At 73.7% G+C, this 21894-nt stretch carries 26 protein-coding genes, 2 tRNA genes and 1 other RNA gene; 18 read left to right on the top strand and 11 right to left on the bottom strand.

The window, feature by feature from the left end; all coding sequences use genetic code 11:
* Positions 1–10: 10 nt before the first annotated feature.
* From D459_RS36210 to upp, 3 genes are all read right to left on the bottom strand, one after another.
* Positions 11–175 carry a hypothetical protein gene (locus tag D459_RS36210; protein ID WP_017595513.1) on the bottom strand — a complete coding sequence of 55 codons (165 nt, stop codon included), beginning with the start codon at positions 173–175 and terminating at the stop codon, positions 11–13.
* A gap of 163 nt (positions 176–338) precedes the next feature.
* On the bottom strand, positions 339–563 hold the full coding sequence (locus D459_RS0123815; protein ID WP_017595512.1) for a hypothetical protein: 225 nt from the start codon (positions 561–563) through the stop codon (positions 339–341).
* Positions 564–907: 344 nt separating this feature from the next.
* Positions 908–1561, bottom strand: coding sequence for a uracil phosphoribosyltransferase (upp, locus tag D459_RS0123810; protein WP_017595511.1), 654 nt, complete (start codon positions 1559–1561; stop codon positions 908–910).
* A 275-nt stretch (positions 1562–1836) separates the two neighbouring features.
* On the opposite strand from upp, the gene D459_RS0123805 reads away from it, so the two are divergent.
* From D459_RS0123805 to D459_RS0123785, 5 genes are all read left to right on the top strand, one after another.
* Complete coding sequence (locus D459_RS0123805; RefSeq protein ID WP_017595510.1) at positions 1837–2346, top strand: tRNA adenosine deaminase-associated protein; 510 nt, start codon at positions 1837–1839, stop codon at positions 2344–2346.
* A 60-nt stretch (positions 2347–2406) separates the two neighbouring features.
* Complete coding sequence (locus D459_RS0123800; RefSeq protein ID WP_017595509.1) at positions 2407–2904, top strand: tRNA adenosine deaminase-associated protein; 498 nt, start codon at positions 2407–2409, stop codon at positions 2902–2904.
* Positions 2905–2922: 18 nt separating this feature from the next.
* Positions 2923–3435, top strand: a complete 513-nt coding sequence (locus D459_RS0123795; RefSeq protein WP_017595508.1) for a nucleoside deaminase — start codon at positions 2923–2925, stop codon at positions 3433–3435.
* A 10-nt stretch (positions 3436–3445) separates the two neighbouring features.
* Positions 3446–3530 (top strand) — tRNA-Ser (locus D459_RS0123790).
* Between the two features lie 129 nt (positions 3531–3659).
* Positions 3660–4016, top strand: coding sequence for a hypothetical protein (locus tag D459_RS0123785; RefSeq protein WP_017595507.1), 357 nt, complete (start codon positions 3660–3662; stop codon positions 4014–4016).
* 31 nt (positions 4017–4047) lie between these two features.
* Here D459_RS0123785 and D459_RS0123780 read toward each other — a convergent pair whose 3' ends face one another.
* Positions 4048–4470, bottom strand: coding sequence for an SgcJ/EcaC family oxidoreductase (locus D459_RS0123780; RefSeq protein WP_017595506.1), 423 nt, complete (start codon positions 4468–4470; stop codon positions 4048–4050).
* A 167-nt stretch (positions 4471–4637) separates the two neighbouring features.
* Between D459_RS0123780 and D459_RS0123775 the strand changes: the two genes are divergently transcribed.
* From D459_RS0123775 to D459_RS32565, 4 genes are all read left to right on the top strand, one after another.
* On the top strand, positions 4638–5138 hold the full coding sequence (locus D459_RS0123775) for a phosphoribosyltransferase (RefSeq protein ID WP_017595505.1): 501 nt from the start codon (positions 4638–4640) through the stop codon (positions 5136–5138).
* A gap of 66 nt (positions 5139–5204) precedes the next feature.
* Positions 5205–5864 carry an RNA polymerase sigma factor gene (locus tag D459_RS0123770; RefSeq protein ID WP_017595504.1) on the top strand — a complete coding sequence of 220 codons (660 nt, stop codon included), beginning with the start codon at positions 5205–5207 and terminating at the stop codon, positions 5862–5864.
* Positions 5861–6925: a CU044_5270 family protein gene (locus D459_RS32570; protein ID WP_017595503.1), complete on the top strand. Its 1065-nt coding sequence runs from the start codon at positions 5861–5863 to the stop codon at positions 6923–6925. Before D459_RS0123770 ends, D459_RS32570 begins: the two co-directional genes overlap by 4 nt.
* 112 nt (positions 6926–7037) lie before the next feature.
* Positions 7038–8153, top strand: coding sequence for a chitinase (locus D459_RS32565; protein WP_017595502.1), 1116 nt, complete (start codon positions 7038–7040; stop codon positions 8151–8153).
* Positions 8154–8232: 79 nt separating this feature from the next.
* Here D459_RS32565 and D459_RS0123755 read toward each other — a convergent pair whose 3' ends face one another.
* Positions 8233–8757: a winged helix-turn-helix transcriptional regulator gene (locus D459_RS0123755; RefSeq protein WP_017595501.1), complete on the bottom strand. Its 525-nt coding sequence runs from the start codon at positions 8755–8757 to the stop codon at positions 8233–8235.
* Between the two features lie 69 nt (positions 8758–8826).
* Here D459_RS0123755 and D459_RS0123750 point away from each other — a divergent pair, with 69 nt between their 5' ends.
* Complete coding sequence (locus D459_RS0123750) at positions 8827–9471, top strand: dihydrofolate reductase family protein (RefSeq protein ID WP_017595500.1); 645 nt, start codon at positions 8827–8829, stop codon at positions 9469–9471.
* A 163-nt stretch (positions 9472–9634) separates the two neighbouring features.
* Here D459_RS0123750 and D459_RS0123745 read toward each other — a convergent pair whose 3' ends face one another.
* Both D459_RS0123745 and D459_RS0123740 read right to left on the bottom strand, forming a co-directional pair.
* Positions 9635–9904, bottom strand: a complete 270-nt coding sequence (locus D459_RS0123745) for a hypothetical protein (protein WP_017595499.1) — start codon at positions 9902–9904, stop codon at positions 9635–9637.
* Positions 9905–10459: 555 nt separating this feature from the next.
* Positions 10460–10547: transfer RNA gene (locus D459_RS0123740), tRNA-Ser, on the bottom strand.
* Positions 10548–10754: 207 nt separating this feature from the next.
* Between D459_RS0123740 and ffs the strand changes: the two genes are divergently transcribed.
* From ffs to D459_RS0123730, 3 genes are all read left to right on the top strand, one after another.
* Positions 10755–10850, top strand: an RNA gene (gene ffs / locus D459_RS34640) — signal recognition particle sRNA small type.
* 132 nt (positions 10851–10982) lie between these two features.
* Positions 10983–13025 (top strand): DNA polymerase III subunit gamma and tau, encoded by a 2043-nt coding sequence (locus tag D459_RS0123735; RefSeq protein WP_017595498.1) that lies wholly within the window; start codon positions 10983–10985, stop codon positions 13023–13025.
* A gap of 226 nt (positions 13026–13251) precedes the next feature.
* Positions 13252–13449: a DUF6243 family protein gene (locus tag D459_RS0123730; protein WP_017595497.1), complete on the top strand. Its 198-nt coding sequence runs from the start codon at positions 13252–13254 to the stop codon at positions 13447–13449.
* A gap of 81 nt (positions 13450–13530) precedes the next feature.
* On the opposite strand, the gene D459_RS0123725 is transcribed toward D459_RS0123730, so the two are convergent.
* Positions 13531–14673, bottom strand: a complete 1143-nt coding sequence (locus D459_RS0123725; RefSeq protein WP_026120703.1) for a methyltransferase domain-containing protein — start codon at positions 14671–14673, stop codon at positions 13531–13533.
* Positions 14674–14851: 178 nt separating this feature from the next.
* Between D459_RS0123725 and D459_RS0123720 the strand changes: the two genes are divergently transcribed.
* The 4 genes from D459_RS0123720 (at position 14852) to D459_RS0123705 (ending at position 18437) form a co-directional block, all read left to right on the top strand.
* Complete coding sequence (locus D459_RS0123720; protein WP_017595495.1) at positions 14852–15202, top strand: YbaB/EbfC family nucleoid-associated protein; 351 nt, start codon at positions 14852–14854, stop codon at positions 15200–15202.
* A gap of 87 nt (positions 15203–15289) precedes the next feature.
* Complete coding sequence (gene recR, locus D459_RS0123715; protein WP_017595494.1) at positions 15290–15889, top strand: recombination mediator RecR; 600 nt, start codon at positions 15290–15292, stop codon at positions 15887–15889.
* Between the two features lie 218 nt (positions 15890–16107).
* Positions 16108–17379, top strand: coding sequence for an aspartate kinase (locus D459_RS0123710; protein WP_026120702.1), 1272 nt, complete (start codon positions 16108–16110; stop codon positions 17377–17379).
* Positions 17376–18437, top strand: coding sequence for an aspartate-semialdehyde dehydrogenase (locus D459_RS0123705; RefSeq protein WP_017595492.1), 1062 nt, complete (start codon positions 17376–17378; stop codon positions 18435–18437). The genes D459_RS0123710 and D459_RS0123705 overlap by 4 nt, the downstream gene beginning before the upstream one ends.
* 91 nt (positions 18438–18528) lie before the next feature.
* On the opposite strand, the gene D459_RS0123700 is transcribed toward D459_RS0123705, so the two are convergent.
* Both D459_RS0123700 and D459_RS0123695 read right to left on the bottom strand, forming a co-directional pair.
* A complete protein-coding gene (locus D459_RS0123700) occupies positions 18529–19260 on the bottom strand; it encodes a GntR family transcriptional regulator (RefSeq protein ID WP_017595491.1) in 732 nt (243 codons plus the stop codon).
* A gap of 2 nt (positions 19261–19262) precedes the next feature.
* Positions 19263–21050, bottom strand: a complete 1788-nt coding sequence (locus tag D459_RS0123695; protein ID WP_017595490.1) for a prolyl oligopeptidase family serine peptidase — start codon at positions 21048–21050, stop codon at positions 19263–19265.
* A gap of 187 nt (positions 21051–21237) precedes the next feature.
* On the opposite strand from D459_RS0123695, the gene D459_RS0123690 reads away from it, so the two are divergent.
* A complete protein-coding gene (locus D459_RS0123690; RefSeq protein WP_017595489.1) occupies positions 21238–21828 on the top strand; it encodes an NADAR family protein in 591 nt (196 codons plus the stop codon).
* Here D459_RS0123690 and D459_RS37590 read toward each other — a convergent pair.
* Positions 21797–21874, bottom strand: coding sequence for a hypothetical protein (locus tag D459_RS37590; RefSeq protein WP_394296702.1), 78 nt, complete (start codon positions 21872–21874; stop codon positions 21797–21799). The two genes, D459_RS0123690 and D459_RS37590, sit on opposite strands and share 32 nt — an antisense overlap.
* Between the last annotated feature and the right edge of the window lie 20 nt (positions 21875–21894).

Raw genomic sequence — 21894 nt, 5'->3', positions numbered from 1 at the left:
GCAGGGACCCCTATGCGCCGAGCGCGTTCACGAAGCGCGACAGCGACTCGGCCGCGGACATGAGCCCGCCGAGGCCGGTGTGGATGACTCCCGCCGCGCTTTCAGGCTGAGTGAGCAGATAAAAGGCAACGAAGGCGATGAGGGCGTACCCCAGCCATTTTTTCAACTTCGCCATAGCCGACTCCCCAACAAAGCAAGCTGACCCACCGACCCAAGCTGATTGTTACACCGTCGCTCGAGCCCGTAAAGCCGGATGCCCGTCTTCGGCGTGGCGTCCCCGGTTTTCCGGTGTGTCCCTTGTCACTCCCGGTGCCGGCGGGGCGGGAGCGGGTGCGGGGTCAGCCGCGCTCGGCCAGGGCCATCTCCAGGACCCGCAGGTGCTGGCGGGCGATCCGCTCCACCAGGTCGGGGGCGGCTCGGCCGGTCACCTCCAGGGCTCCCTGGAGGGCCGCGCCCAGGCATCTGCGGACGGTGGCGCCGTCGTGCACGCCGGCGAACTCGGTGCCGAGCCGGTCGGCAAGGGGGTCGAGGTCGAGGGGCGCGGTTTCGGTCTGCTCGGGCATCTCACTCCTCGGCGGGCAGGGGTGGGCGGGTGCGCTCCGCGGTGATCTCCGCTTTCGCGGTCCGGGGCGGGAGACTCCCGGGCGGGTGCGGAAATTCGGATGGGCATGATCGATGGTTCGGGGCCGGGACCATGATCGCTCCGAAGTGTCACATCTTCGTATCAGAATCAATTCGGCTGATCAAAATCCCACCGCGTCCGGTCGTGTCGGCGGCCGCCAGGGGCGAACCCGTCGATCAGTGGCCTTCTGCCCTGTTTTCGGACGTTCATTCACTGAAGTCGACACATATACAAAAATGCGTCCATCCCGTGTCGGGACGGACGCATGGGGGGCGGAGGCGCAGGTCAGAAGTTCCCGTAGAGCCGGTCCCCGGCGTCGCCCAGGCCGGGGACGATGAACCCGTGCTCGTTGAGCTGCTCGTCCACGGCGGCGGTGACCACCCGCAGGGTCGCGCCGTGCCCCTCGCCGAGGGTTTCGGTCAGCCGCTGCTCCACCGCGCGCAACCCCTCGGGCGCGGCCAGCAGGCAGATCGCCGTGACGTGGTCGGCACCCCGGTCGACCAGCAGTTTCAGGGCGGCGGCCAGGGTCCCGCCGGTGGCCAGCATCGGGTCGAGCACGTAGCACTGGCGCCCGGAGAGGTCCTGGGGGAGCCGGTCGGCGTAGGTGGCGGGCTGCAGCGTCTCCTCGTCCCGGGCCATGCCGAGGAAGCCGACCTCGGCGGTGGGCAGCAGCCGGGTCATCCCGTCGAGCATGCCCAGGCCGGCCCGGAGGATCGGCACCACCAGCGGGGTCGGCCGGGTCAGCTGGACGCCGGGGGCGGGCTGCAGCGGGGTGTCCACGGTCACCTGGGAGACCCGCACGTCCCGGGTGGCCTCGTAGGTGAGCAGGGTGACCAGCTCATCGGTGAGCCGCCGGAAGGTGGGGGAGTCGGTGCGCCGGTCGCGCAGGGTGGTGAGCTTATGCGCGACCAGCGGGTGGTCGACGACCAGGGTCTCCATTGAACACTCCGGTGAGCTGGCGAAACGTGCGGGATTCGGCGTCCGATTCTAACGGTGCGCGCCGCGCCCCCGGTGCGTCCGGAAATCCGGGCCGTACCGGGTTCGCCGTCTGGTGCGCAGGAGGGCGGGATGTCCGATCTAATGGAGGCGTGCACGCGGACGGCGGCGGAACCGTGAGGGGAGGAACGGGCGTGGCGGGGCTTGACGGCTACGATGACGCAGCCGGGACGGATCTGCGATTCTGTCCCGATCATGACCGGCCTGATGGGGTGGCGATGACGGAACTCGACCAGAGCGACGACCTGCCCGGCGAAGGCGACTTCGCGGCCGTCGCCTACCGTGAGGACGATCTCTGGGACGTCTATCTGCTCCCCGAGGTCCTCACCAGGGATTTCAAGGGCCTGCTGCACGCGCTCCGGCAGCAGCCCAGTATCAGCGGGGCCATCGGGCTGGTCTCGGTCGGCGACGACTTCTTCATCATCGTCCGGATGTACGGCCTGGACAACGTCAGCGTCTTCCTCTCCGACGTGACCGCCTCGGTGGACTGGCAGGTGGCCCGCGAGGTGCTGGACTACCTGGACATCGACCTCCCCGACGACGAGGACCTGGACCAGGTGCTCCCCGCGGGGGACCTGTCCATCCTCGCCGACCTGGGGCTGGAGGAGATGGAGCTGGGCGCCCTCGCCGGCGATCTCGACCTGTACCCGGACGAGGTGCTGGCCAGCGTCTCCGAGCGGCTCGGATTCCAGCAGGCGTTCCAGCGTGCCCTGGACAGCATGGGGTAGGGGATCCCACGGCCCGCCGCCGGGGCGGGTCCCCGGGAGGAGAGAGGACGGGAGCACGCGGTGTCGACCTTCTCAGCGGTCTTCTTCCCCGCCGCGGCGGGCTGGGGCGCGGCCGAGGTGGACGCGGCGGACGCCGCGACCATCGACGACCTGGCCGACGCGGTGCGCGACGCGGCCGGCGCGGTCGACCCCGGCGCCGCGGACGGCACGATGCTCCTCTTCCTGGAGGCCGACGACGAGTGGTTCGGCGTGCTCCGGGTGGACGACCGCGCCGAGCCGCGGGTGTTCCTCTCCGACACCCGCTCGGTGCACGACCACCCGGTCGCCGCGCTGTTCCTGGAGAGCGGCACGATCACCGCTCCGGAGCAGGTCGAGGGGACCGGGCAGAAGCCCGGGTCGCGGCCGGGCGGGGACGGCGCGCTCCTCGCCGACCTCGGCACCCCGGCCGAGGAGCTGCTCGCGCTGACCACGGCCGAGGGGGCGCTGCCCGCGGACGTGCTCGCCGAGCTGGCGGAGCGGGCGGGCTTCGCCGACCACTTCGACGCGCTGCGGATCTGACGGAGGGGCACGGGGGACGTGGACGGCACCGGCGCGGGCACCGGCCCGCTGCAGGACCGCGCCCTGCTGGACGCGGCGCTGGAGCGCGCCCTGGAGGAGGGCGAACTGGCCCTGCGGACCGGGGACGTGCCGGTCGGCGCGGTCGTACTGGACGCCTCGGGGCGGGAGGTCGGGGCCGGCCGCAACGAGCGGGAGGCCGCCGGGGACCCGACGGCCCACGCCGAGGTCCTCGCGCTGCGCGCCGCCGCCCGGCGGCTGGGCGGCTGGCGGCTGGCCGGCTGCACCCTGGTGGTCACCCTGGAGCCGTGCACGATGTGCGCCGGCGCCGCGGTGCTGTCCCGGGTCGACCGGATCGCCTACGGCGCCCGGGACGCCAAGGCCGGCGCCGCCGGATCCCTCTGGGACCTGGTCCGCGACCCCCGGCTGAACCACCGCCCCGAGGTGGTCCCCCCGGACCTGCTCTCCCCGCGGCTGGGGGAGCGGTGCGCGGATCTGCTCACCGATTTCTTCTCCGGCCGCCGTTTCGGGTAGAGTTCCTCTCGGTGGAGTCGCCTAGTGGCCGATGGCGCTCGCCTCGAAAGCGAGTGAAGGGCAACCTTCCGTGGGTTCAAATCCCACCTCCACCGCTTCCGGCCCGGGTTCACACTGGTGAGCCCGGGCCTTTTCCGTGCCCGGGCCCCGATCGCCCGAACCCGGCGCCTGCACGGGGCATCAGAGGCCGTGTGCTCGTCAGCCGAATCCGACGGGAGAGAGCCGTGAGCGACGGTCCCAAGTGGTGGCAGGTCACCGTCGAGGACGTGGAGGGGCCGCCGGCCCGCCCGCTCGGCCGGTGGCGGCTGGTGCTCGAAGAACCGGAGCGGTCCGGCCAGGGCGGTCTCTACCAGGGGGCCGCCCTGCTGGGCGCCTACGCCGACCTGGAGGAGGCCCGCGCCCGGATGCTGGAGCTCGCCCGCACCCACACGCCCTTGATCTGCTCCCGCCCGAAGGGGCGGACCGTGCTCCGGGAGAGCGACGACGCGTGCCTGGTCTTCATCGAGGAGGGCGGTCTCCTCGCCCCCTTCCGCGGAGGGGCGCTCCGGTTCCGGATCGCGGTCTGCGAGCAGCTCGACTGAGGGCGGAGCCGGTGCCCGCTCCGCCCCCGGGTCAGCGGATCGGGGTGGTCTGGGCCAGGGCGATGCGCCAGTCGCCGCCGTCCCGGGTGAGCACGTAGCTCATGGCGCCCTTGGCAGGGAACCCGGAGGCGCCCCGGGCCTCGGGCCGCTCGTCATGGACCGTCTTGACCAGGCTCACCACGGCGGTGTCGGGGGTCGCGAACCTGATGTCCTCCACCTCCAGGGTGGTCCGGACGTCCTTGAGCGGGGAGGCGAGGGCCTCGGCCATGGCCGAGGCGAAGGCCTCGCGGCCGAAGAGGCGCCGTCCCGCGATGTTGACGACCACGGCGCCGTCGGTGTGCAGCGCGGGCAGGGCCCCGGGGTCGGTCTGCGCCTCCTGGGAGCGCGCGACGAGTTCGCGGATCCGCGCCTCGTCGAGGTCGCGGCCGGACAGGGCGGAGTTCGTGTTCGTCATGGCGAGGACGGTACGACCTGAACGGCGGTTCAGGTCAATCCCCCGGGTGCGCCCCGGGGCGGCGCAGGGCGGCGCCCGTTCGGCGCGATACTGGGGAGGGGCTGTGAGCTGGGGGAGACCTCCCCGGTCCGCCGAACATCTCCGAGAGCGACGCCGAGGGAGCGACCGTGAGCGACGAGGGCCGCGAGAACCTGACCTACGAGCTGTTCGGGACGGCCATGCGCGAGTTGGCGCAGGCCATCGCCGACGACGGCTATGAACCCGACATCATCCTGTCCATCGCCCGGGGCGGCCTGTTCGTGGCCGGCGGGCTGGGCTACGCGCTGGACGTGAAGAACCTGCACGTGATGAACGTGGAGTTCTACACCGGGGTGGGGGAGACGCTGGACATGCCGGTGATGCTTCCGCCGGTGCCCAACGCGGTGGACCTGGGGCGGAAGAAGGTGCTGGTGGCCGACGACGTCGCGGACACCGGCAAGACGCTCAAACTGGTGCACGACTTCTGCGCGGAGCACGTCGCCGAGGTGCGCAGCGCGGTCGTCTACGAGAAGCCGCAGTCCCTGGTGAAGTGCGAGTACGTGTGGAAGCGCACGGACGCCTGGATCAACTTCCCGTGGTCGGTGGAGCCCCCCGTGGTGAAGCGCGCCGGGCAGGTGCTGGACGCCTGAGCGGCCGCCCGCGCCGGGGTGGCGGGCGCCACCGGAACCCCGGCGCGGCGGCGGACAGTACAGGGCGTGCAACCACCATCGCGCCGCGCGCTGCGCGCCGGGGACCCGGCGGCCTTCGCGCGGCTCTACGACGCCCATGCCCCGGCGGTGCACCGGTTCGCGGCGCGGCTCGCCGGGGACCGCGGCACCGCCGAGGACGTGCTGCAGATCACCTTCCTGGAGGCCTGGCGGCTGCGGGAGCGGATCCGCCCCGAAGGGCCGGAGGGAGGCGGACCGGAAGGGGACGGGCCGGACGGCGGCGACCTGCTGCCCTGGCTGCTCGGCATCGCGGTGAACGTGCAGCGCAACGCCGCGCGCGGCGCGCGGCGGCACCGGGCCGCGCTGGGCCGGATGCCGGCCCCGCGGGCGGTCCCCGACTTCTCCGACGAACTGGTCGGGCGGATGGACGACGCCGACCGGCTGGGGGCGGTCTCCCGCGCCATGGGGCGGCTGCGCCGCGCCGAGCGGGAGGTGATCGCGCTGTGCGTGTGGTCCGGGCTGGACTACGCGGCGGCCGCCGAGGCGCTGGGCGTGCCGGTCGGCACGGTCCGCTCCCGGCTCTCCCGGGCCCGCACCCGGCTCCGCGCCGAGGCCGAGCGGGAACTGCGGGAACCCGCCCGGGCCGCCGGACAGCACCAGGGCGGACGCGGCTTCGCGTCCCGTTCGATGCAGGGAGGGAGCCGATGAACGCCTTCCGGGACGAGGAGCGCGGGGAACTGGCCCGGCTGCTTCCGGCGCCGGCGGTCGAAGACCTCCCGGTCGAGCGCCGAGACGCCCTGAGGGAGCATTTCGTGCAGGAGATCCGAGCACAGGAGGCCCGGCGGAGCGCGGAGCCGCGGGAGCGGCGCCGGCCCCGGCTGCGGCGGCCGGCGGTGCTGGTCCCGGCCGGCGCGGCGCTGGCCGCCGCGCTGGCGGTCGGCGCCTACGCGCTGTTCCCCCGGCCGGAGATCCCCACCGAGCCCGCGCCGGTGCTGGAGGTCGCCGAGGGGAGCACCGCGGGGGTGGCCGAGGAGCTGGAGCGGATCGCGCTGGTCGCGGCGGAGGAGGACCTGGTGGCCGAGCCCGGGCAGTACGTCTACGTCCGGAGCGAGATCGCCTTCGCCGAGCAGGCCGCCGGGAAGGAGATGGACGGACCGGTGCGACTGCAGGAGCTGCACGAGCGGGAGGTCTGGCTGGCCGCGGCCCCCCAGGGGTACGGCGGTGCGGAGCGGGAGACGGACGGCGGGACCGTCGTCGACGTGGACGAGGCCCCGGTGGACGGGCTGATCCGGGAGTGGGGCGAGGACATCCCGCTGAAGGGCGGCGACCCGGCGCGCAGCTACGAGCTGATGAAGGACCTGCCCACCGACCCCGCCGAGCTGCTGGCCTGGATCCGCGCCGAGGACGGCGGCGGTGCCCGCACCGACCAGCAGGCCTTCGAGGTGATCGGGGAGCTGACCGGCGAGACGGTGGTGCCGCCGGAGCAGAGCGCGGCGCTGTACCGGGCGGCGGCGCTGATCCCCGGTGTGCGGCTGGTGGATTCCGCGACCGACGCGGCCGGCCGGGAGGGGATCGCGGTGGCCCGGGTCGACGAGGAGACCAAGGAGCGGGTGGAGTGGATCTTCACCGAAGGCGACCTGTCCTACCTGGGAGAGCGCCGGGTGCTCACCGAGGACGCCTCCTGGGGCGAGGCCGGGACGCTGATGGGCCACACCGCGGTGCTGGAGCGCGGGGTGACCGATGAGATGGGCGCGGTCCCGGGTGAATAGCCCGCGGGACCGTTGACAGCGCCGGGGTCCGGGCCTACCTTCGCCGAAACGGACAGGAAGGTTTCCTGTCAATTAAGGGCGGCCGTAGCGGCCCGGACCCTTGGAGTGCCCTGTGCGACGCATCCCCCGCTTCCTCGCCACCGCCGCCGCGGCCCTGCTCGCGGCCTCGCTCGCGCCGGCCCCCGCCGCCGCGGAACCCGCCGCCCCCGCTCCGCTCCCGGACCGCGTGCTCGCCGGCTACCTGCACGCGAGCTTCGCCAACGGGTCGGGCTGGGTGGACCTGGCCGACGTGCCCGACCAGTGGGACATCATCCACCTCGCCTTCGCCGAACCCACCTCGCCGACCTCCGGAGAGCTGGAGTTCGAGCTGTGCCCGGCCGCGGAGTGCCCGGGCGTCCCCACCGAGCAGGAGTTCACCGCCCAGATCGACGCCGCGCAGGCGCGCGGGAAGAAGGTCGTGCTCTCGGTCGGCGGGCAGAACGGCCAGGTCTCCCTGGAGACCCCGGCCGCCCGGGACGCGTTCGTCCGGTCGGCCTCGGCGATCATCGACCGCTACGGCCTGGACGGCATCGACATCGACTTCGAGGGCCACTCGCTCTACCTGGACGAGGGCGACACCGACTTCCGCTCGCCCACCACCCCGGTGATCACCAACCTGATCGGCGCGCTGCGCGACCTGACCGGCCGCTACGGCCCGGACTTCGTGCTCACCATGGCGCCGGAGACGTTCTTCGTGCAGGTCGGCCACCAGTTCTACGGCCGGGGCGAGTGGGGCGGCGCCGACCCGCGGGCCGGCGCCTACCTGCCGGTCATCCACGCGCTGCGGGACCGGCTCACCCTGCTCCACGTCCAGCACTACAACTCCGGCCCGGTGATGGGGCTGGACGGGCGGTACCACACCATGGGCACCGCCGACTTCCACCAGGCGATGGCGGACATGGTGCTCACCGGCTTCCCGGTGGGCGGCGACGCCGCGCAGGTCTTCCCGCCGCTGGACCCCGGGCAGGTCGCCATCGGCCTGCCCGCCTCCCCCTACGCGGGCAACGGGCACACCCCGGTCGCCGAGGTCCGGTCCGCCTGGGACTGCCTGACCACCGGCACGGGCTGCTCCGGCTACACCCCGGCCCGGGCCCACCCCGGGCTGCGCGGCCTGATGGCCTGGTCGATCAACTGGGACCGGTACGGCGGCGACGAGTTCGCCACCGAGCACGGCCGGCACCTGGGCTGACCCCGACCGGACCCGGCGAGGGCCCCGACCGCGCACCCGGCCGGGGCCCTCACCGCTCCTCCGGCCGCCGCCCTGTGCCCTACTCCCCGCCTGCGGCGGCGCGCTCGTAGGCCAGGGTGAGCTCGGCGAGGACGCCGTCGGCGGGCTGCGGCCGGCCTTCGAGGTGCACCGCGCGGAGCTCGTCCATGAACCGCTCCCCCAGCTCGGGGCCGCCGCGGGCGAGGAGCTCGGCGCGGATGGACAGCTCGCGCGATGCGGGGAGCCACCGGGAGCCCCAGGCGCCCAGCTCCGTCATGACCGGAACGAGCTGGATCGCCGCCTCGGTGAGCCGGTATTCGATCTTCTGCCGGTGGCTCGGGTCGTCGTGCCGGGTGAGCAGGCCGGCCTCGACCAGCTTGGCCAGGCGGGAGGCGAGGACGTTCGACGCGATGCCCTCGACCGAGTTGCCGAGGAGCCCGCGGAACCGCCGGTGCCCGCCGAACATGAGGTCGCGCAGCACCACCAGGCTCCACCGGTCGCCCAGCAGCTCGACGGTGAGGTTGATCGGGCACCCGGACTTCCCCGGTGGGACGGGCAGGCGGTCGGTCCGCGTCGGTCCTGTCACACCCCCACGGTAGTAATGATGCGCAACCGGTTGCCGGTTGCAATCGGATTCACCGACCGAGGAGGATGCATGTCGCAGCTGCTGAGGGTGCAGTGCTTCACCGTGTCGCGGGACGGGTTCGGCGCCGGGGAGGGGCAGAGCCTGGAGCGGCCCTTCGGGCACGCGGACCCCGCCGCGCTCATCTCCTGGGCCGGGGCCACCGCCCACTGGCCGAACCGCACCGAGCCCGGCGGCAGCCGGGGCCTGGACGACTGCATGACCCGCGACTACGCCCGCAACATCGGGGCGGAGATCATGGGACGGAACAAGTTCGGCCCCCAGCGCGGCCCCTGGAAGGACCACGAGTGGAAGGGGTGGTGGGGGGAGAACCCGCCGTTCCACACCCCGGTCTTCGTGCTCACCCACCACGAGCGGCCGTCGTTCACCCTGTCCGACACCACGTTCCACTTCCTCGACGCGGCGCCGGCCGAGGCGCTGGCCCGGGCCAAGGAGGCGGCGGACGGCCGGGACGTGCGCCTCGGCGGCGGCGTCGCCACCATCCGGGCCTTCCTCGAGGCCGACCTGGTCGACACCATGCACATCGCCGTCGCCCCCGTCGACCTCGGCCGCGGCGAGCGGCTGTGGGAGAGCCGCACCGAACTGCTCGACCGGTTCCACCTCGACACGGTGCCCAGCCCCAGCGGAGTCACCCACCTGCTCTTCTGGAGGAAATGACGCCGGCCCGGGAGGACCGGGAACACGGCGAAGGCCCCGGCCGCGTATTAGGCCGGGGCCTTCCTTTCCGCCGCACAGAAGTCGGCGGAAGGAGATCAGGGCCGTTCTTCGATTCGCGAATAAGGGAGAGCGGAAACCCCGGGGCCGCTCTCCCGGCGGAGAATCACCTGCTCATGCTCATCAGGTTCATCTTGGGGGGATTGCTGGTGACGCACCAGTACTTGCGGAACCACCCCTGCGGCAGCTGGTTGAGCATGTTCGCCTTGACCTCGCAGGCCCTCGGCGACATGTTCCTCTGCTCGACCCTCGTGTCGTTGGGAGGACCGTAGGCGCCCACCGTGTCGGCCCCGGCCGGCGCTGCGGCGAGGAAGGCGCCGGAGGCCGCCGCCGCGGCGACCAGGAGCGAGGCCGCGCCCTTCTTGAAACGGTTCACGCGGAGATCCTTTCTTCGAGTGTCGGCGCCCGTGCGCGCACGGCGTCCAAAGGACCCGGCGAATCCGGGGCGCACCCGTTTTCCCGGGATCGATACAGGACGGCGCCGATCCCGGCCATTGAAAACGGAAAAGGTGTTTCTTTTGGGGAATTCCCTCGATTTCGGTGGCCAGATGCTATCCACCGCCGGTGGCCGCTGCAAGCGGCCGATGGCCCATGTCCGGGAGGTGGAGAGGGAAATGTGAAAGGCGTCGGTGATCTGCTCGTATGCGGTCGCGAAAGCCGGGCCGCCCCATTGTCGGCCATTTCAATTCTCATTGAAAAACCCTGGTGCCCCGGGTGTCCCGGAGCAGGGGAGTGCGGATCGTGTGAAGTGGGCCACTCGGCCTGCGGCCGGCCGGTTCCGGTGAGGGGCGGTGTCCGGCCTCGGGCCGGCCGGCGGGCGCGGCGTCCTCCTCGGCTCCGGGAGGGGAGCGGGAGGCGCTGCCCGGTGCGGGAACGACGAAGGCCCCGACCGCGCACCCGGTCGGGGCCCTTCGTTCTGCCTCGTAGAGGCTGGCGGAGGATACGAGATTCGAACTCGTGAGGGGTTGCCCCCAACACGCTTTCCAAGCGTGCGCCCTAGGCCTCTAGGCGAATCCTCCGCAGACAACTCTACACGCCCGCCGGGGGTGCTTCGAACGGTTTCCGGAGGGGTGGGGTGCAGGGGGGCAGGGGGAGCGGTGCGCTCCGGCGGCCGGCGGCGGTGCGGCCCCGTGCGGAGAGGGAGGCGCGGTCCGCCGTGCGCCGGAGCGGCGCGGTCCGTGAGCCGGGGCGGTGCGGAGCGGGCCCGGAGTCCTATACGATAGGGGGCAGACCCCTCGTGCGGCGTCATCTTATGAACCTCCCCAGGGCCGGAAGGCAGCAAGGATAAGTAAGCTCTGGCGGGTGCGCGGGGGGTCCTTTCTTGTCCCCTGATCCCTCGATGCGGCCCGGCCCGTCGTCGGGAAGGGGTTCAATGGGGGCGTGGATGCGACCAGGGACCCCGGGGCCGAGCCGGCGGCCGTGCCCCGGTCCGCGGAGGGAGCCGTGAACACGCCGTGAGCATCGCGCTGTACCGCAAGTACCGGCCCGCGACGTTCGGGGAGGTGCGCGGGCAGGAGCACGTCACCGATCCGCTGCGCCAAGCGCTGCGCAACGGCCGGATCAACCACGCCTACCTGTTCAGCGGTCCGCGCGGCTGCGGGAAGACCTCCAGCGCGCGGATCCTGGCGCGCTCGCTCAACTGCGACCAGGGGCCCACCCCGGACCCGTGCGGGCAGTGCGAATCGTGCGTCGCGCTGGCCCCCGACGGCCCCGGCAGCATCGACGTGATCGAGATCGACGCGGCCTCGCACGGCGGCGTCGACGACGCCCGGGACCTGCGCGAGCGGGCCTTCTTCGCGCCGGTGAACTCGCGGTACAAGGTGTACATCATCGACGAGGCGCACATGGTGACCCGGGAGGGGTTCAACGCGCTGCTCAAGCTCGTCGAGGAGCCGCCGCCGCACCTGAAGTTCGTCTTCGCCACCACCGAGCCGGACAAGGTCATCGGCACCATCCGGTCGCGCACCCACCACTACCCGTTCCGGCTGATCCCGCCGAGCACGCTGCGCGAGCTGATGGAGGAGATCCTCACCCAGGAGGGCGTCGCCTACGATCCGGCGGCGCTGCCGCTGGTGGTACGGGCCGGGGCCGGTTCGGCCCGGGACTCGCTGTCCATCCTGGACCAGCTGCTGGCCGGCTCCGACGAGCAGGGCATCACCCGGGACGGCGCCGTCGCGCTGCTCGGCTACACCGACTCCTCGCTGCTCTCCGAGATGGTCGACGCGGTCGGCGCCCGGGACGGCGCCGCGGCCTTCGGCCTGATCGACCGGGTGATGGAGGGCGGCCACGACCCGCGCCGGTTCACCGCCGACCTGCTGGAGCGGGTGCGCGACCTGGTCGTGCTCGGCGCGGTCCCCGACGCCCTGGACAAGGGGCTGATCAACGTCTCGCCGGACGCCGTGGACGCCATGCGCGACCAGGCCTCCCGGCTCGGCCCGGCGCAGCTCACCCGGGCCGCCGAGGTGCTCAACCAGGGGCTCACCGAGATGCGCGGCGCCACCTCGCCGCGGCTGCTGCTGGAGCTGCTCTGCGCCCGGATCCTGCTGCCCGGTGCGGACGGCGAGGACGGCGCGGCGCTGCTCGCCCGGGTGGAGCAGCTGGAGCGGCGCGGGCCGGCCGGCCCGGCGCCCGCGGTCCAGCAGCCCCCCGCCCAGCAGCCTCCGGCCCCCGCCGCGGTCCAGCGGCCCGCACCGCCGGCCGCGCAGGCGCCGCCCCCGGCCGCCCCGGTGCAGCAGCGGCCGGAGCCGGCACCGGCTCCGGCGCCCGCTCCGCAGCCCGCCCCGGCCGAGGAGCGGAGCGCGCCGCCCGCGCCGGGCGGCGACGACTGGCCCGAGGCGGTCCGCCCCGGCCAGGGGGCGCCGCCGGCCCCGGAGCCCGAACCGGCCCCGGCCCCCGCGGCCGCTGCGGCCTCCGCGCCGTCCGGCGGCCCGATCGACATCGGCGCGCTCCAGGCCTCCTGGGGGCAGGTGATGGAGGCGGTCAAGGGGCTGCGCCGGTTCACCTGGATGATGCTGAGCGGCAACGGAATCATGCCGGTGGGCGTCGAGGGCGGCATGGTGCAGCTCGGCTTCCCCCGCCCCAACGAGGCCAAGGGGTTCGCCAACAGCGGCAGCGACAAGATCGTGGCGACCGCGATCAAGCAGGTCTTCGGGGTGGAGGTGCGGGTCGGCGCGGTTCCCGCGGGCGGGGCGTCGGCGCCCCGGCCCCCGGCGCAGCAGGCCCCGCAGCCGCAGCGGCAGGCGCCGCCCGCCCCGGAGCCGGCTCCGGCGGCCGGCCCGTCGCCCGCCGCCCAGCAGGCGCGGCGGATCGCGACCGGGCTGGAGGAGCCGCCCCCCGACCCCTACGAGAACGCCGTCGAGCCGGACCTGCCGCCGGAGCCGGACGTCCCGGACCCGGAGAACGACCTGGACGCCGACGACGGCCCGCCGCCGTCCGCCTACGCCCTGATCGAGTCCGAACTGGGCGGCAAGGTCATCGACGAGATCGACCACACCTAGGGCCGATCCCCAGGGCGTTGATCTTGGCGTTGCGGGGGTGTCAGAGCGCTCTGACACCCCCGCAACGCCAAGATCAACGGGGGCCTCGGGGGCCGTGCCGGGGCGGAAAAACCGAGTGACACCGGGGCGCGCCCCGGCTTATGGTCGGACGCGCCCGGGTGGCGGTGCGGACCGTCTCGTCTCGCCTTCGCCCGGGGAGACGCATCCGAGGCGGAAGGAGGTCCCCATGGCCAAGGGGCGCGGAGACAACCTGCTCGGCGTGGGCGGGCAGCGGACCAAGGTGTCCAAGAGCGCGCTGCGCGGCGGCGGCCGCGGCAAGGGCGCGTCCGGCGGGTCCGAGGAGGCCCGCAGGGAGCTGCTGGAGCGGTTCCGGAAGCGCACCGGGGAACCGGGCGGGGAGGGCGCCGCCCCCGGCGGGCGCTGATCCCCGGTTCCGCGCGCCGCTCGCGCACCGAACGCGCGGCTCGCACCGAACGCACACCGGCCCCGGGCGGCCCGGGGGTCCTCACCCCTGCGGCCACCCGGGGCCGTCCGGTGCGTCCAGCCACACCCGGTGCCGGCCGTCCGCCTCCACGGTGAGGCCGAACCGCTCCAGCGGCGGCCTGCCCAGGGCGGTCCAGCGGGACCGCGCCGCCTCCACCTCGTCCCAGAGCGACCGCGGGCCGGCCTGCTCGGCCCGCCACCCGGCGCCGGTCGGCACCACCCGGGCCCAGGACCGGCCGTCGGCGGAGGCCAGCCAGAGCGAGCGGCCGCCGATCCCGGGCGAGTGCCGCAGCCCCATCCGCCACCCGGGCACCATGAAGGTGACCGGGAACGCCGAGGCGAACCGGGTCAGCGGGGAGACCGGGTCGGGCTCGGGGAGCAGCCGGGTCTCGTCCGGAACCGCCTCCTCCGGTGCGGTGGGCGCCTCCGGCGGGGGCCGCTGGGAGCGCAGCGGCATGAAGCCGAGCCCGCAGAGGAACGGGCCGGACGCGGAGCCGTCGCCGGCCGTGCGCAGCCGGGTCAGCGCCCCGGCGCCCTCCGCCGCGGTCCACGGCAGCACCACCAGGCCGCCGGGCGCGGTCTGCCGGATCCAGGCCTGCGGCACCCGGACCGCGGCGCAGGTGGCGATGGTCCGGTCGTAGGGGGCGCCGGCCGGGTGCCCCCCGGCGCCGTCGGAGAGGACCGCCGGCGGCGCCCGGCCGGCGGCGCGCAGCGCCTTGCGGGCGCGGGCCCACACCTCGGGGTCGATCTCCACCGAGACGACCCGGTCGTCGCCGAGCCGGGCGGCGAGCAGCGCGGCGTTCCACCCGGTCCCGGTGCCGATCTCCAGGACCCGGTGGCCGTCGCGGAGCTCGGCGGCCTCCAGCATCCGGGCGACCACGGTCGGGGCGGAGCAGGAGGAGGTGGGGATGCCGCGGGGGCGCTCCGGGTCGCCGTCGTCGATCTGGGTGACGATCGCGTCGTCGGTGTAGACCGAGGCGAGCCAGTGGTCGGGGCGGGTGTCGGCGTCCAGCGCGGTGCCGTGCGCGGTGGCGGCGCCCCGGCGCGGCACGAACAGGTGCCGGGGCACCGCGCGGAACGCGTCGATCAGCGCGGGGTCGCGGAGGTCTCCGGCGGCGACGAGGGCGTCGATCAGCGCGCTGTGGCGCTGCTCGGCTGAGAGCATGCGGTCCGTCCCGGTCGTGATCGGCCGCACCGCGGGCCGCGGCGGCGGCACCGCCTTAATGGTCCCCGCGCGCGGGCGCGCCCAATCCTGGGGGATCCCGGCGGCCGCGAGCGGTTACGCTCGGCAGAGTCGGCACGAGACCTGAGGGAGATGTGGGCAAGTGAACCCTGGCGGCGGAATGGACATGCAGGCCCTGCTGCAGCAGGCTCAGCAGATGCAGCAGCAGCTCATGGAGGCGCAGCAGCAGCTGGACGAGGCCCAGGTCGAGGGGACCTCCGGCGGCGGGCTGGTCAAGGTCACCGTGAGCGGGCGCGGCAGCGTGGAGGACATCAGCATCGACGCGGCGGCGGTGGACGCCGACGACCCGGCGGAGACCGCGCAGACCATCGCGGACCTGGTGCTCGCGGCGATCCGGGACGCCGAGGCGGCGGTCGAGCGGCTCCAGCAGGAGAAGATGGGCCCGCTCAACGACGCCCTCGGCGGGATGCCCGGGGCCGGCGGCGGGATGCCGGGCCTGCCCGGGATGTGATCCGCGGGCGGGCCGCCCCGGGGGACCCCGCGGCGGCCCGCCTCCGGATATCGTGAGGGGAGCGAGTACCGGCAGGGTGGGTAGGCGATGTACGAAGGCGCGGTCCAGAACCTGATCGACGAGCTCGGGCGGCTGCCCGGCGTCGGTCCCAAAAGTGCGCAGCGCATCGCGTTCCACCTGCTCGCCGCGGAGGCCGCGGACGTCAAGCGCCTGGTGAACGCCCTGGTCGAGGTCAAGGAGCGGGTGCGCTTCTGCTCGGTCTGCGGCAACGTCGCCGAGGAGAGCGAGTGCCGGATCTGCCGCGACCCGCGCCGCGACGAGGCGGTGGTGTGCGTCGTGGAGGAGGCCAAGGACGTGGTCGCGATCGAGCGCACCCGGGAGTTCCGCGGCCGCTACCACGTGCTCGGCGGGGCGATCAGCCCGATCGAGGGGGTCGGCCCGGACGACCTGCGGATCAAGGAGCTGATGGCGCGGCTGGCCGACGGCCGGGTCACCGAGCTCATCCTGGCCACCGACCCCAACCTGGAGGGCGAGGCCACCGCGACCTACCTCGCCCGGCTGGTCAAACCCATGGGCCTGAAAGTCACCCGCCTGGCCAGCGGGCTGCCGGTCGGCGGCGATCTGGAGTACGCCGACGAGGTCACCCTCGGCCGGGCCTTCGAGGGCCGCCGGAGCCTGGAGTTCTAACTCACACCGAAATCCGGTTCCGCCGCCGAACCAGGCGGTTCCGCGCCCGCATCGACCGAGTTGGCGGCGTTACTTGCCGGAAACACGAGTAACGCGCCCGGATGCGGGTAAGGGCTGCCGCTGATGCCTTAAGCCCAGGTGGGAGGGCATTCGATGACAGCCGAAAGCTACACTCCATATCTGATCAACGTGATTCCCAATCCTCAGGAGCGCCGACCGTGGCTTTGATCGTGCAGAAGTACGGTGGCTCTTCCGTCGCCGACGCGGAGGCCATCAAGCGGGTAGCCCAGCGGATCGTCGCCCAGAAAAAAGCGGGTTATGACGTCGTCGTGGTGGTCTCCGCCATGGGCGACACCACCGACGAACTCCTCGACCTCGCCGAGCAGGTCTCCCCGCTGCCCCCCGGCCGCGAACTGGACATGCTGCTGACCGCCGGCGAGCGCATGTCGATGGCCCTGGTCGCGATGGCGATCGGGAACCTCGGCTACGAGGCCCGCTCCTTCACCGGCTCGCAGGCCGGTGTCATCACCACGTCGCTGCACGGCAACGCCAAGATCATCGACGTCACGCCGGGCCGGATCCAGGAGGCCCTCGGCGAGGGCGCGATCTGCATCGTGGCCGGCTTCCAGGGCGTCTCGCAGGACAGCAAGGACATCACCACGCTGGGCCGGGGCGGGTCGGACACCACCGCCGTCGCGCTGGCCGCGGCGCTGGAGGCCGACGCGTGCGAGATCTACAGCGACGTGGACGGCGTGTTCACCGCCGACCCGCGCATCGTGCCCAGCGCGCAGCGCATCCCCAAGATCTCCTACGAGGAGATGCTGGAGATGGCCGCCTCCGGCACCAAGATCCTGCACCTGCGCTGCGTCGAGTACGCCCGGCGGTACAACATCCCGCTGCACGTGCGGTCGTCCTTCAGTCAGAAGCCCGGAACCTGGGTCGTCTCCGAAGTCGAGGAAAGCGAAGGCATGGAACAACCGATCATCTCCGGCGTCGCGCACGACCGCAGCGAAGCCAAGATCACCGTCGTCGGCGTCCCGGACCGGGTGGGCGAGGCCGCGTCGATCTTCAACGCCCTCGCCGAGGCCGAGATCAACATCGACATGATCGTGCAGAACGTGTCGGCCGCGGCCACCGGGCGCACGGACATCTCCTTCACCGCGCCCGCCGACGCCGGCCAGACCGCGCTGTCGGTGCTGAAGAAGGTGCAGGAGAAGGTCGGCTTCGAGTCGCTGCGCTACGACGACAAGGTCGGCAAGGTCTCGCTGATCGGCGCGGGCATGCGCTCCTACCCGGGTGTGACCTCGCGGTTCTTCGACGCGATCGCGAAGTCCGGCACCAACATCGAGATGATCTCCACCTCGGAGATCCGCATTTCCGTCATCGTTGAAGAGGACCAGGTCGACTCCGCCGTCGCGGCGGCGCACACCGAGTTCCAGCTCGACGCGGACCAGGTCGAGGCCGTCGTCTACGGAGGTACCGGCCGATGAGCAACCGTCTCCCCACCCTCGCCGTCGTGGGCGCCACCGGCGCCGTCGGCACCGTCATGCTCGACATCCTCTCCACCCGGGAGAACGTCTGGGGCGAGATCCGCCTGATCGCCTCGCCCCGGTCGGCCGGCAAGCGGCTCACCGTGCGCGGCGAGGAGGTCGAGGTCCAGGCGCTGGCCCCGGAGGTCTTCGACGGGGTGGACGTCGCCATGTTCGACGTCCCGGACGAGGTCTCCAAGGAGTGGGCGCCGATCGCCGCCGCCCGCGGCGCGGTCGCGGTGGACAACTCCGGCGCGTTCCGGATGGACCCCGACGTCCCGCTGGTCGTCCCGGAGGTCAACGCCGACCAGGTGCGCAACCGGCCGCGCGGCATCATCAGCAACCCGAACTGCACCACGCTCTCGATGATCGTGGCGATCGGGGCGCTGCACCGCGCCTACCGGGTGACCGACCTGGTCGTCTCCTCCTACCAGGCCGCCTCCGGCGCCGGCCAGGAGGGCATCGACACGCTGCACGACCAGATCGAGAAGGCCGCCGCCGACCGCACCCTGGGCACCAGGGCGGGCGACGTGCGCGCCGCCGTCGGCGAGCTGGGCCCGTTCCCGGCGCCGCTGGCGATGAACGTGGTGCCGTGGGCCGGCTCGCTGAAGGAGGACGGCTACTCCTCGGAGGAGCTGAAGGTCCGCAACGAGTCGCGGAAGATCCTCGGCCACCCGGACCTGCGGGTCGCCGCCACCTGCGTGCGCGTCCCGGTGGTCACCACGCACGCGCTGACCGTGCACGCCACCTTCGCCCAGGAGGTGGACGCGGCCAAGGCCCGCGAGCTGCTGGCCTCGGCCCCCGGCGTGGTGGTCCAGGACGACCCGGCCAACGGGGAGTTCCCCACCCCGGCGGACGTGGTGGGCACCGACCCGACCTGGGTCGGCCGGATCCGCCGCTCCATCGACGACCCGAACTCCCTCGACCTCTTCCTGTGCGGGGACAACCTGCGCAAGGGCGCCGCGCTGAACACCGCGCAGATCGCCGAGGTCGTCGCCGAGGAGTTCACCCGGGGCTGACCCGGGCGGCACCGACTGCGGGAGGGCCCCGCCGGGACGCGGTCCCGGCGGGGCCCTCCCCTTTCTCCTCCGCGGCGCCGGGGCCATCGGGTCAGGGACGGCGGCGCTGCGGGCGGGCCAGGCTGAGCCGGTACACCAGGCGGCAGTGCTCGGTGGAGCCGACCAGGTCGGAGGTCTCCACCGGGCGGCGGCCGCTGAAGTGGGTGCGCTCCACCACCAGCACGGGCAGCCCCGGGGCGAGGCCGAGCGCGGCCGCCTCGGGCTCGCGCAGCGGGCGGACCCCGACCTCCTCCACCACCCGGTCGATGCCGATCCCGGCGGCGGTCAGCCGGTCCAGGACCCCGGTGCCCGGGTCGGCGTCGGCGGGGGTGCGCAGCGTCCCGGCGGTCAGCCGGGCCGGCTCCCAGGCGGTGTGCAGCGCGATCGGCCGGCCGTCGGAGGTGCCCAGGCGGCGGCTGCGGAACACCGCCTCGCCGTCGCGCAGCGCCAGCCGCCGGGCCACCCCGTTGTCCGCCTGCAGGGTGGCGATCTCCGCCTCGCCGGTGCGCAGCGGCTCCACCCCCGAGCCCGACACCCGGTCGGTGCGGGAGAACCGGTGCACGGCGGGCACCGGCCGGACGAAGTAGCCGGAGCCGGGGCGCGCCTCCACCAGGCCCTCGCTGACCAGCAGCCGCAGCGCGTGCCGGGACACCTGCTCGCTGACGCCGTGCGTGCGGGCCAGCCGGGACCGGGACGGCAGCCGGCTGCCGGGCCCGAGCTCACCGGTGAGGATCGGCCCGCGCAGCAGCTCGGCGAGCCACAGGTAGCGCGGTTGCCCGGGCACGGCTAAGCGGTCCCCGGAACGCGCCCCTCCGCGGCCATGCCGAGGTTTCTCAGCGCGAAGTCCAGCTCGGCCGCCATGTGCCGGATCCGCTCCTCCACCACGAAGGAGCCGTGCCCGGCGTCGAACCGGTACACCTCGTGCGGCTTGCCCAGTTCGCGCAGCCGGTCGATGTAGCGGTCGATCTGCCGGATCGGGCAGCGCGGGTCGTTCTCCCCGGCGAGGATGAGCACCGGCGCCGCCACGTCCTGCACGTAGCTGATCGGCGAGGAGCGCGCGTAGAGCTCGGGCACCTCGTCCGGGGAGCCGCCGAACATGGAGCGGTCGAAGGCGCGCAGCGCCTCCATCTCGTCGGCGTAGGCGGCGGTGTAGTCGGCGATGGGCACCGCGGCGATGCCCAGCGTCCAGTCCTGCGGCCGGGTGCCCAGGCCGAGCAGGGTCAGGTAGCCGCCCCAGGAGCCGCCCTCCAGCACCAGGCGGTCCGGGTCGGCCAGGCCGGTGCGGACCGCCCAGTCGCGCACCGCGGTGATGTCCTCCAGCTCGGTGAGGCCGACCCGCCGCTCCAGGGCGTCCCGCCAGGCGCTCCCGTAGCCGGTGGAGCCGCGGTAGTTGGCCCGGACCACGGCGAACCCGTGGTCGACCCAGGCGGCGACGTCGGAGGAGAAGGAGTCGAAGTCCTGCGCCTGCGGCCCGCCGTGCACCAGGAACACGGTGGGGTAGGGGGCCTCGCCCTCCTCCGGTACCGAGATCAGGGTGTGCACCGGGCCGCCCGGGCCCTCCACCTCGGCGTCGCGCACCGGGACCGACGGCGGGGCGGCGGTCCCCGGCGGGGAGAGCACCACGCCCCCGGCGGTGCTCCGCACCACCGGGGGCAGCGCCGAGCTGGACCAGGAGTACTCGACGGTGCCGTCCGGGCGGGCCGCGGCCGCCGCCACCACGCCGGGCGGGGTGTCCAGCCGCTCGGTCCGGCCGGTCTCCAGGTCGTGCAGGTGCAGGGTGGTGCGGGCGCGGTGGTCGGCGGAGACCAGCAGCGAGCGGCCGTCCGGGGTCCACCCGGCGGACAGGTCCCCGGGCAGGCCCAGGTCGATCTCGCGCTCCTCGCCGGTGACCGGGTCCCACACCAGGGGCTCGGTCCGGCCGCGGCGCTCGTGCAGCACCAGCAGCCGGCGCCCGCCGGGCTCGAAGGCGACCGGGGTGAGGTCCTTGCCGGGGCCGTCCCACAGCTCGGCGACGGGCTCGGCGGCCTCACCCGCGATCCGGTAGACCCGCGCGGCCATGTGCCGGGAGTCGCCGTGCTCGCTGTGCCCGATGGCGAAGAGGGACTCGTCGTCGGACATGGCGGCGAGGAAGCCCTCCTCGCGGTGGGTGTAGAGCACGGCCGGCGGGGTGCCGGGGCGGACCAGGTGGACGCTGAAGCCGTCGTCGGTGGAGCGCCCGACCAGGGAGCAGGAGGTGCCCAGGGCGAGCCCGCCGATGTAGGAGGGGGCGAGGCCGGGGGCGGCCTCCTCGTCCGGGCCGCCGCCGAACGGCTGCCGCCGCCAGACGCCGAACTCGTCGCCGTCGGTGTCGGCGAACCACCACAGCCAGGCCCCGGTGGGGTCGAGGGCGCCGGTCTCGGTACCGTGGTGCCGCTTGGTGGCCTGGCGCTGCTCGCCGGTGCCGCGGTCCCAGGTGTAGAGCTCCCAGGTGCCGCTGGAATTGCTGCGGTAGAGGGAGTGGTCGGGGGCCTTCTCGGCCCAGGAGGGAAGACTGATCCTGCCCGCTCGGAAGCGATCCTGCCAACGCTCGCCCATGCTTCCAGTAAAGCAGCGGAGCGCGGCCGGGCGGGGCCGAATCGTCGAGTCGCCTTGACCACTCCCGGTCGAATCGGTACATCCCCGCCGACCTGGTGGGGAGGGCGCGGCCGGGGGCCGCGGGCGGTTCCGGGGGACGGCCCGGAGGGGCCGCAGGGGAGTACGGCGGCGGAGAAGGGGCGGATCCATGGCGGAACCGGCGTCGGTGCGGGAGCTGATCGCCGCGGTCGAACGCGGCGAGCGGCGGAAGTACCTGTTCTTCTGGGGGCACCGGCCGCGCCGGGACGGCGCCCCCGGCCCCGGCTGCCTGAGCCAGTGGTGGCCGGCGGACTTCACGGTGGACGGGACGGGGTACCGCTCCGCGGAGCACTGGATGATGGCCGGCAAGGCCCGGCTCTTCGATGACGGGCGCGCGCTGGACCGGGTGCTGGCCGCGTCCTCCCCGGCCGAGGCGAAGAACGCCGGGCGCGAGGTCCGCGGCTTCGACGAGGAGCGCTGGCGGGAGCACCGGTTCGGGCTGGTGGTCGAGGGGTCGGTGCACAAGTTCGGGCAGAACCCGGAGATCGGCGGCTACCTGGTCGGGACCGGGGGCCGGGTGCTGGTGGAGGCCAGCCCGCTGGACCGGATCTGGGGCATCGGGCTGGCCGCCGACGACGAGCGGGCCGCGGACCCGGCCCGGTGGCGCGGCGAGAACCTGCTGGGGTTCGCGCTGATGGCGGCCCGGGCGCGGCTCGCGGCCGGGGGCCTCACGCCGGAAGCGGACGCCGCCACTCCATAGGCACCAGGATCCGCTCGGACGGGCTGCCGTTCCAGTCCGGTTCCAGGCCGGCCTCGGCCAGTGCGG

The sequence above is a fragment of the Nocardiopsis potens DSM 45234 genome, from assembly GCF_000341105.1.
In the GTDB taxonomy this organism is placed as follows: Bacteria; Actinomycetota; Actinomycetes; order Streptosporangiales; family Streptosporangiaceae; genus Nocardiopsis_A; species Nocardiopsis_A potens.
Note: the sequence above shows the minus strand (reverse complement) of the source record. Positions and strands in the feature narration are given on the sequence as shown.

Coding starts and splice junctions, on each gene's coding strand:
- D459_RS36210 (WP_017595513.1), bottom strand. CDS start 175: ATGGCGAAGTTGAAAAAATGGCTGGGGTACGCCCTCATCGCCTTCGTT.
- D459_RS0123815 (WP_017595512.1), bottom strand. CDS start 563: ATGCCCGAGCAGACCGAAACCGCGCCCCTCGACCTCGACCCCCTTGCC.
- upp (WP_017595511.1), bottom strand. CDS start 1,561: ATGGAGACCCTGGTCGTCGACCACCCGCTGGTCGCGCATAAGCTCACC.
- D459_RS0123805 (WP_017595510.1), top strand. CDS start 1,837: ATGACGGAACTCGACCAGAGCGACGACCTGCCCGGCGAAGGCGACTTC.
- D459_RS0123780 (WP_017595506.1), bottom strand. CDS start 4,470: ATGACGAACACGAACTCCGCCCTGTCCGGCCGCGACCTCGACGAGGCG.
- D459_RS32570 (WP_017595503.1), top strand. CDS start 5,861: ATGAACGCCTTCCGGGACGAGGAGCGCGGGGAACTGGCCCGGCTGCTT.
- D459_RS0123750 (WP_017595500.1), top strand. CDS start 8,827: ATGTCGCAGCTGCTGAGGGTGCAGTGCTTCACCGTGTCGCGGGACGGG.
- D459_RS0123730 (WP_017595497.1), top strand. CDS start 13,252: ATGGCCAAGGGGCGCGGAGACAACCTGCTCGGCGTGGGCGGGCAGCGG.
- D459_RS0123725 (WP_026120703.1), bottom strand. CDS start 14,673: ATGCTCTCAGCCGAGCAGCGCCACAGCGCGCTGATCGACGCCCTCGTC.
- D459_RS0123720 (WP_017595495.1), top strand. CDS start 14,852: ATGGACATGCAGGCCCTGCTGCAGCAGGCTCAGCAGATGCAGCAGCAG.
- recR (WP_017595494.1), top strand. CDS start 15,290: ATGTACGAAGGCGCGGTCCAGAACCTGATCGACGAGCTCGGGCGGCTG.
- D459_RS0123705 (WP_017595492.1), top strand. CDS start 17,376: ATGAGCAACCGTCTCCCCACCCTCGCCGTCGTGGGCGCCACCGGCGCC.
- D459_RS0123695 (WP_017595490.1), bottom strand. CDS start 21,050: ATGGGCGAGCGTTGGCAGGATCGCTTCCGAGCGGGCAGGATCAGTCTT.
- D459_RS0123690 (WP_017595489.1), top strand. CDS start 21,238: ATGGCGGAACCGGCGTCGGTGCGGGAGCTGATCGCCGCGGTCGAACGC.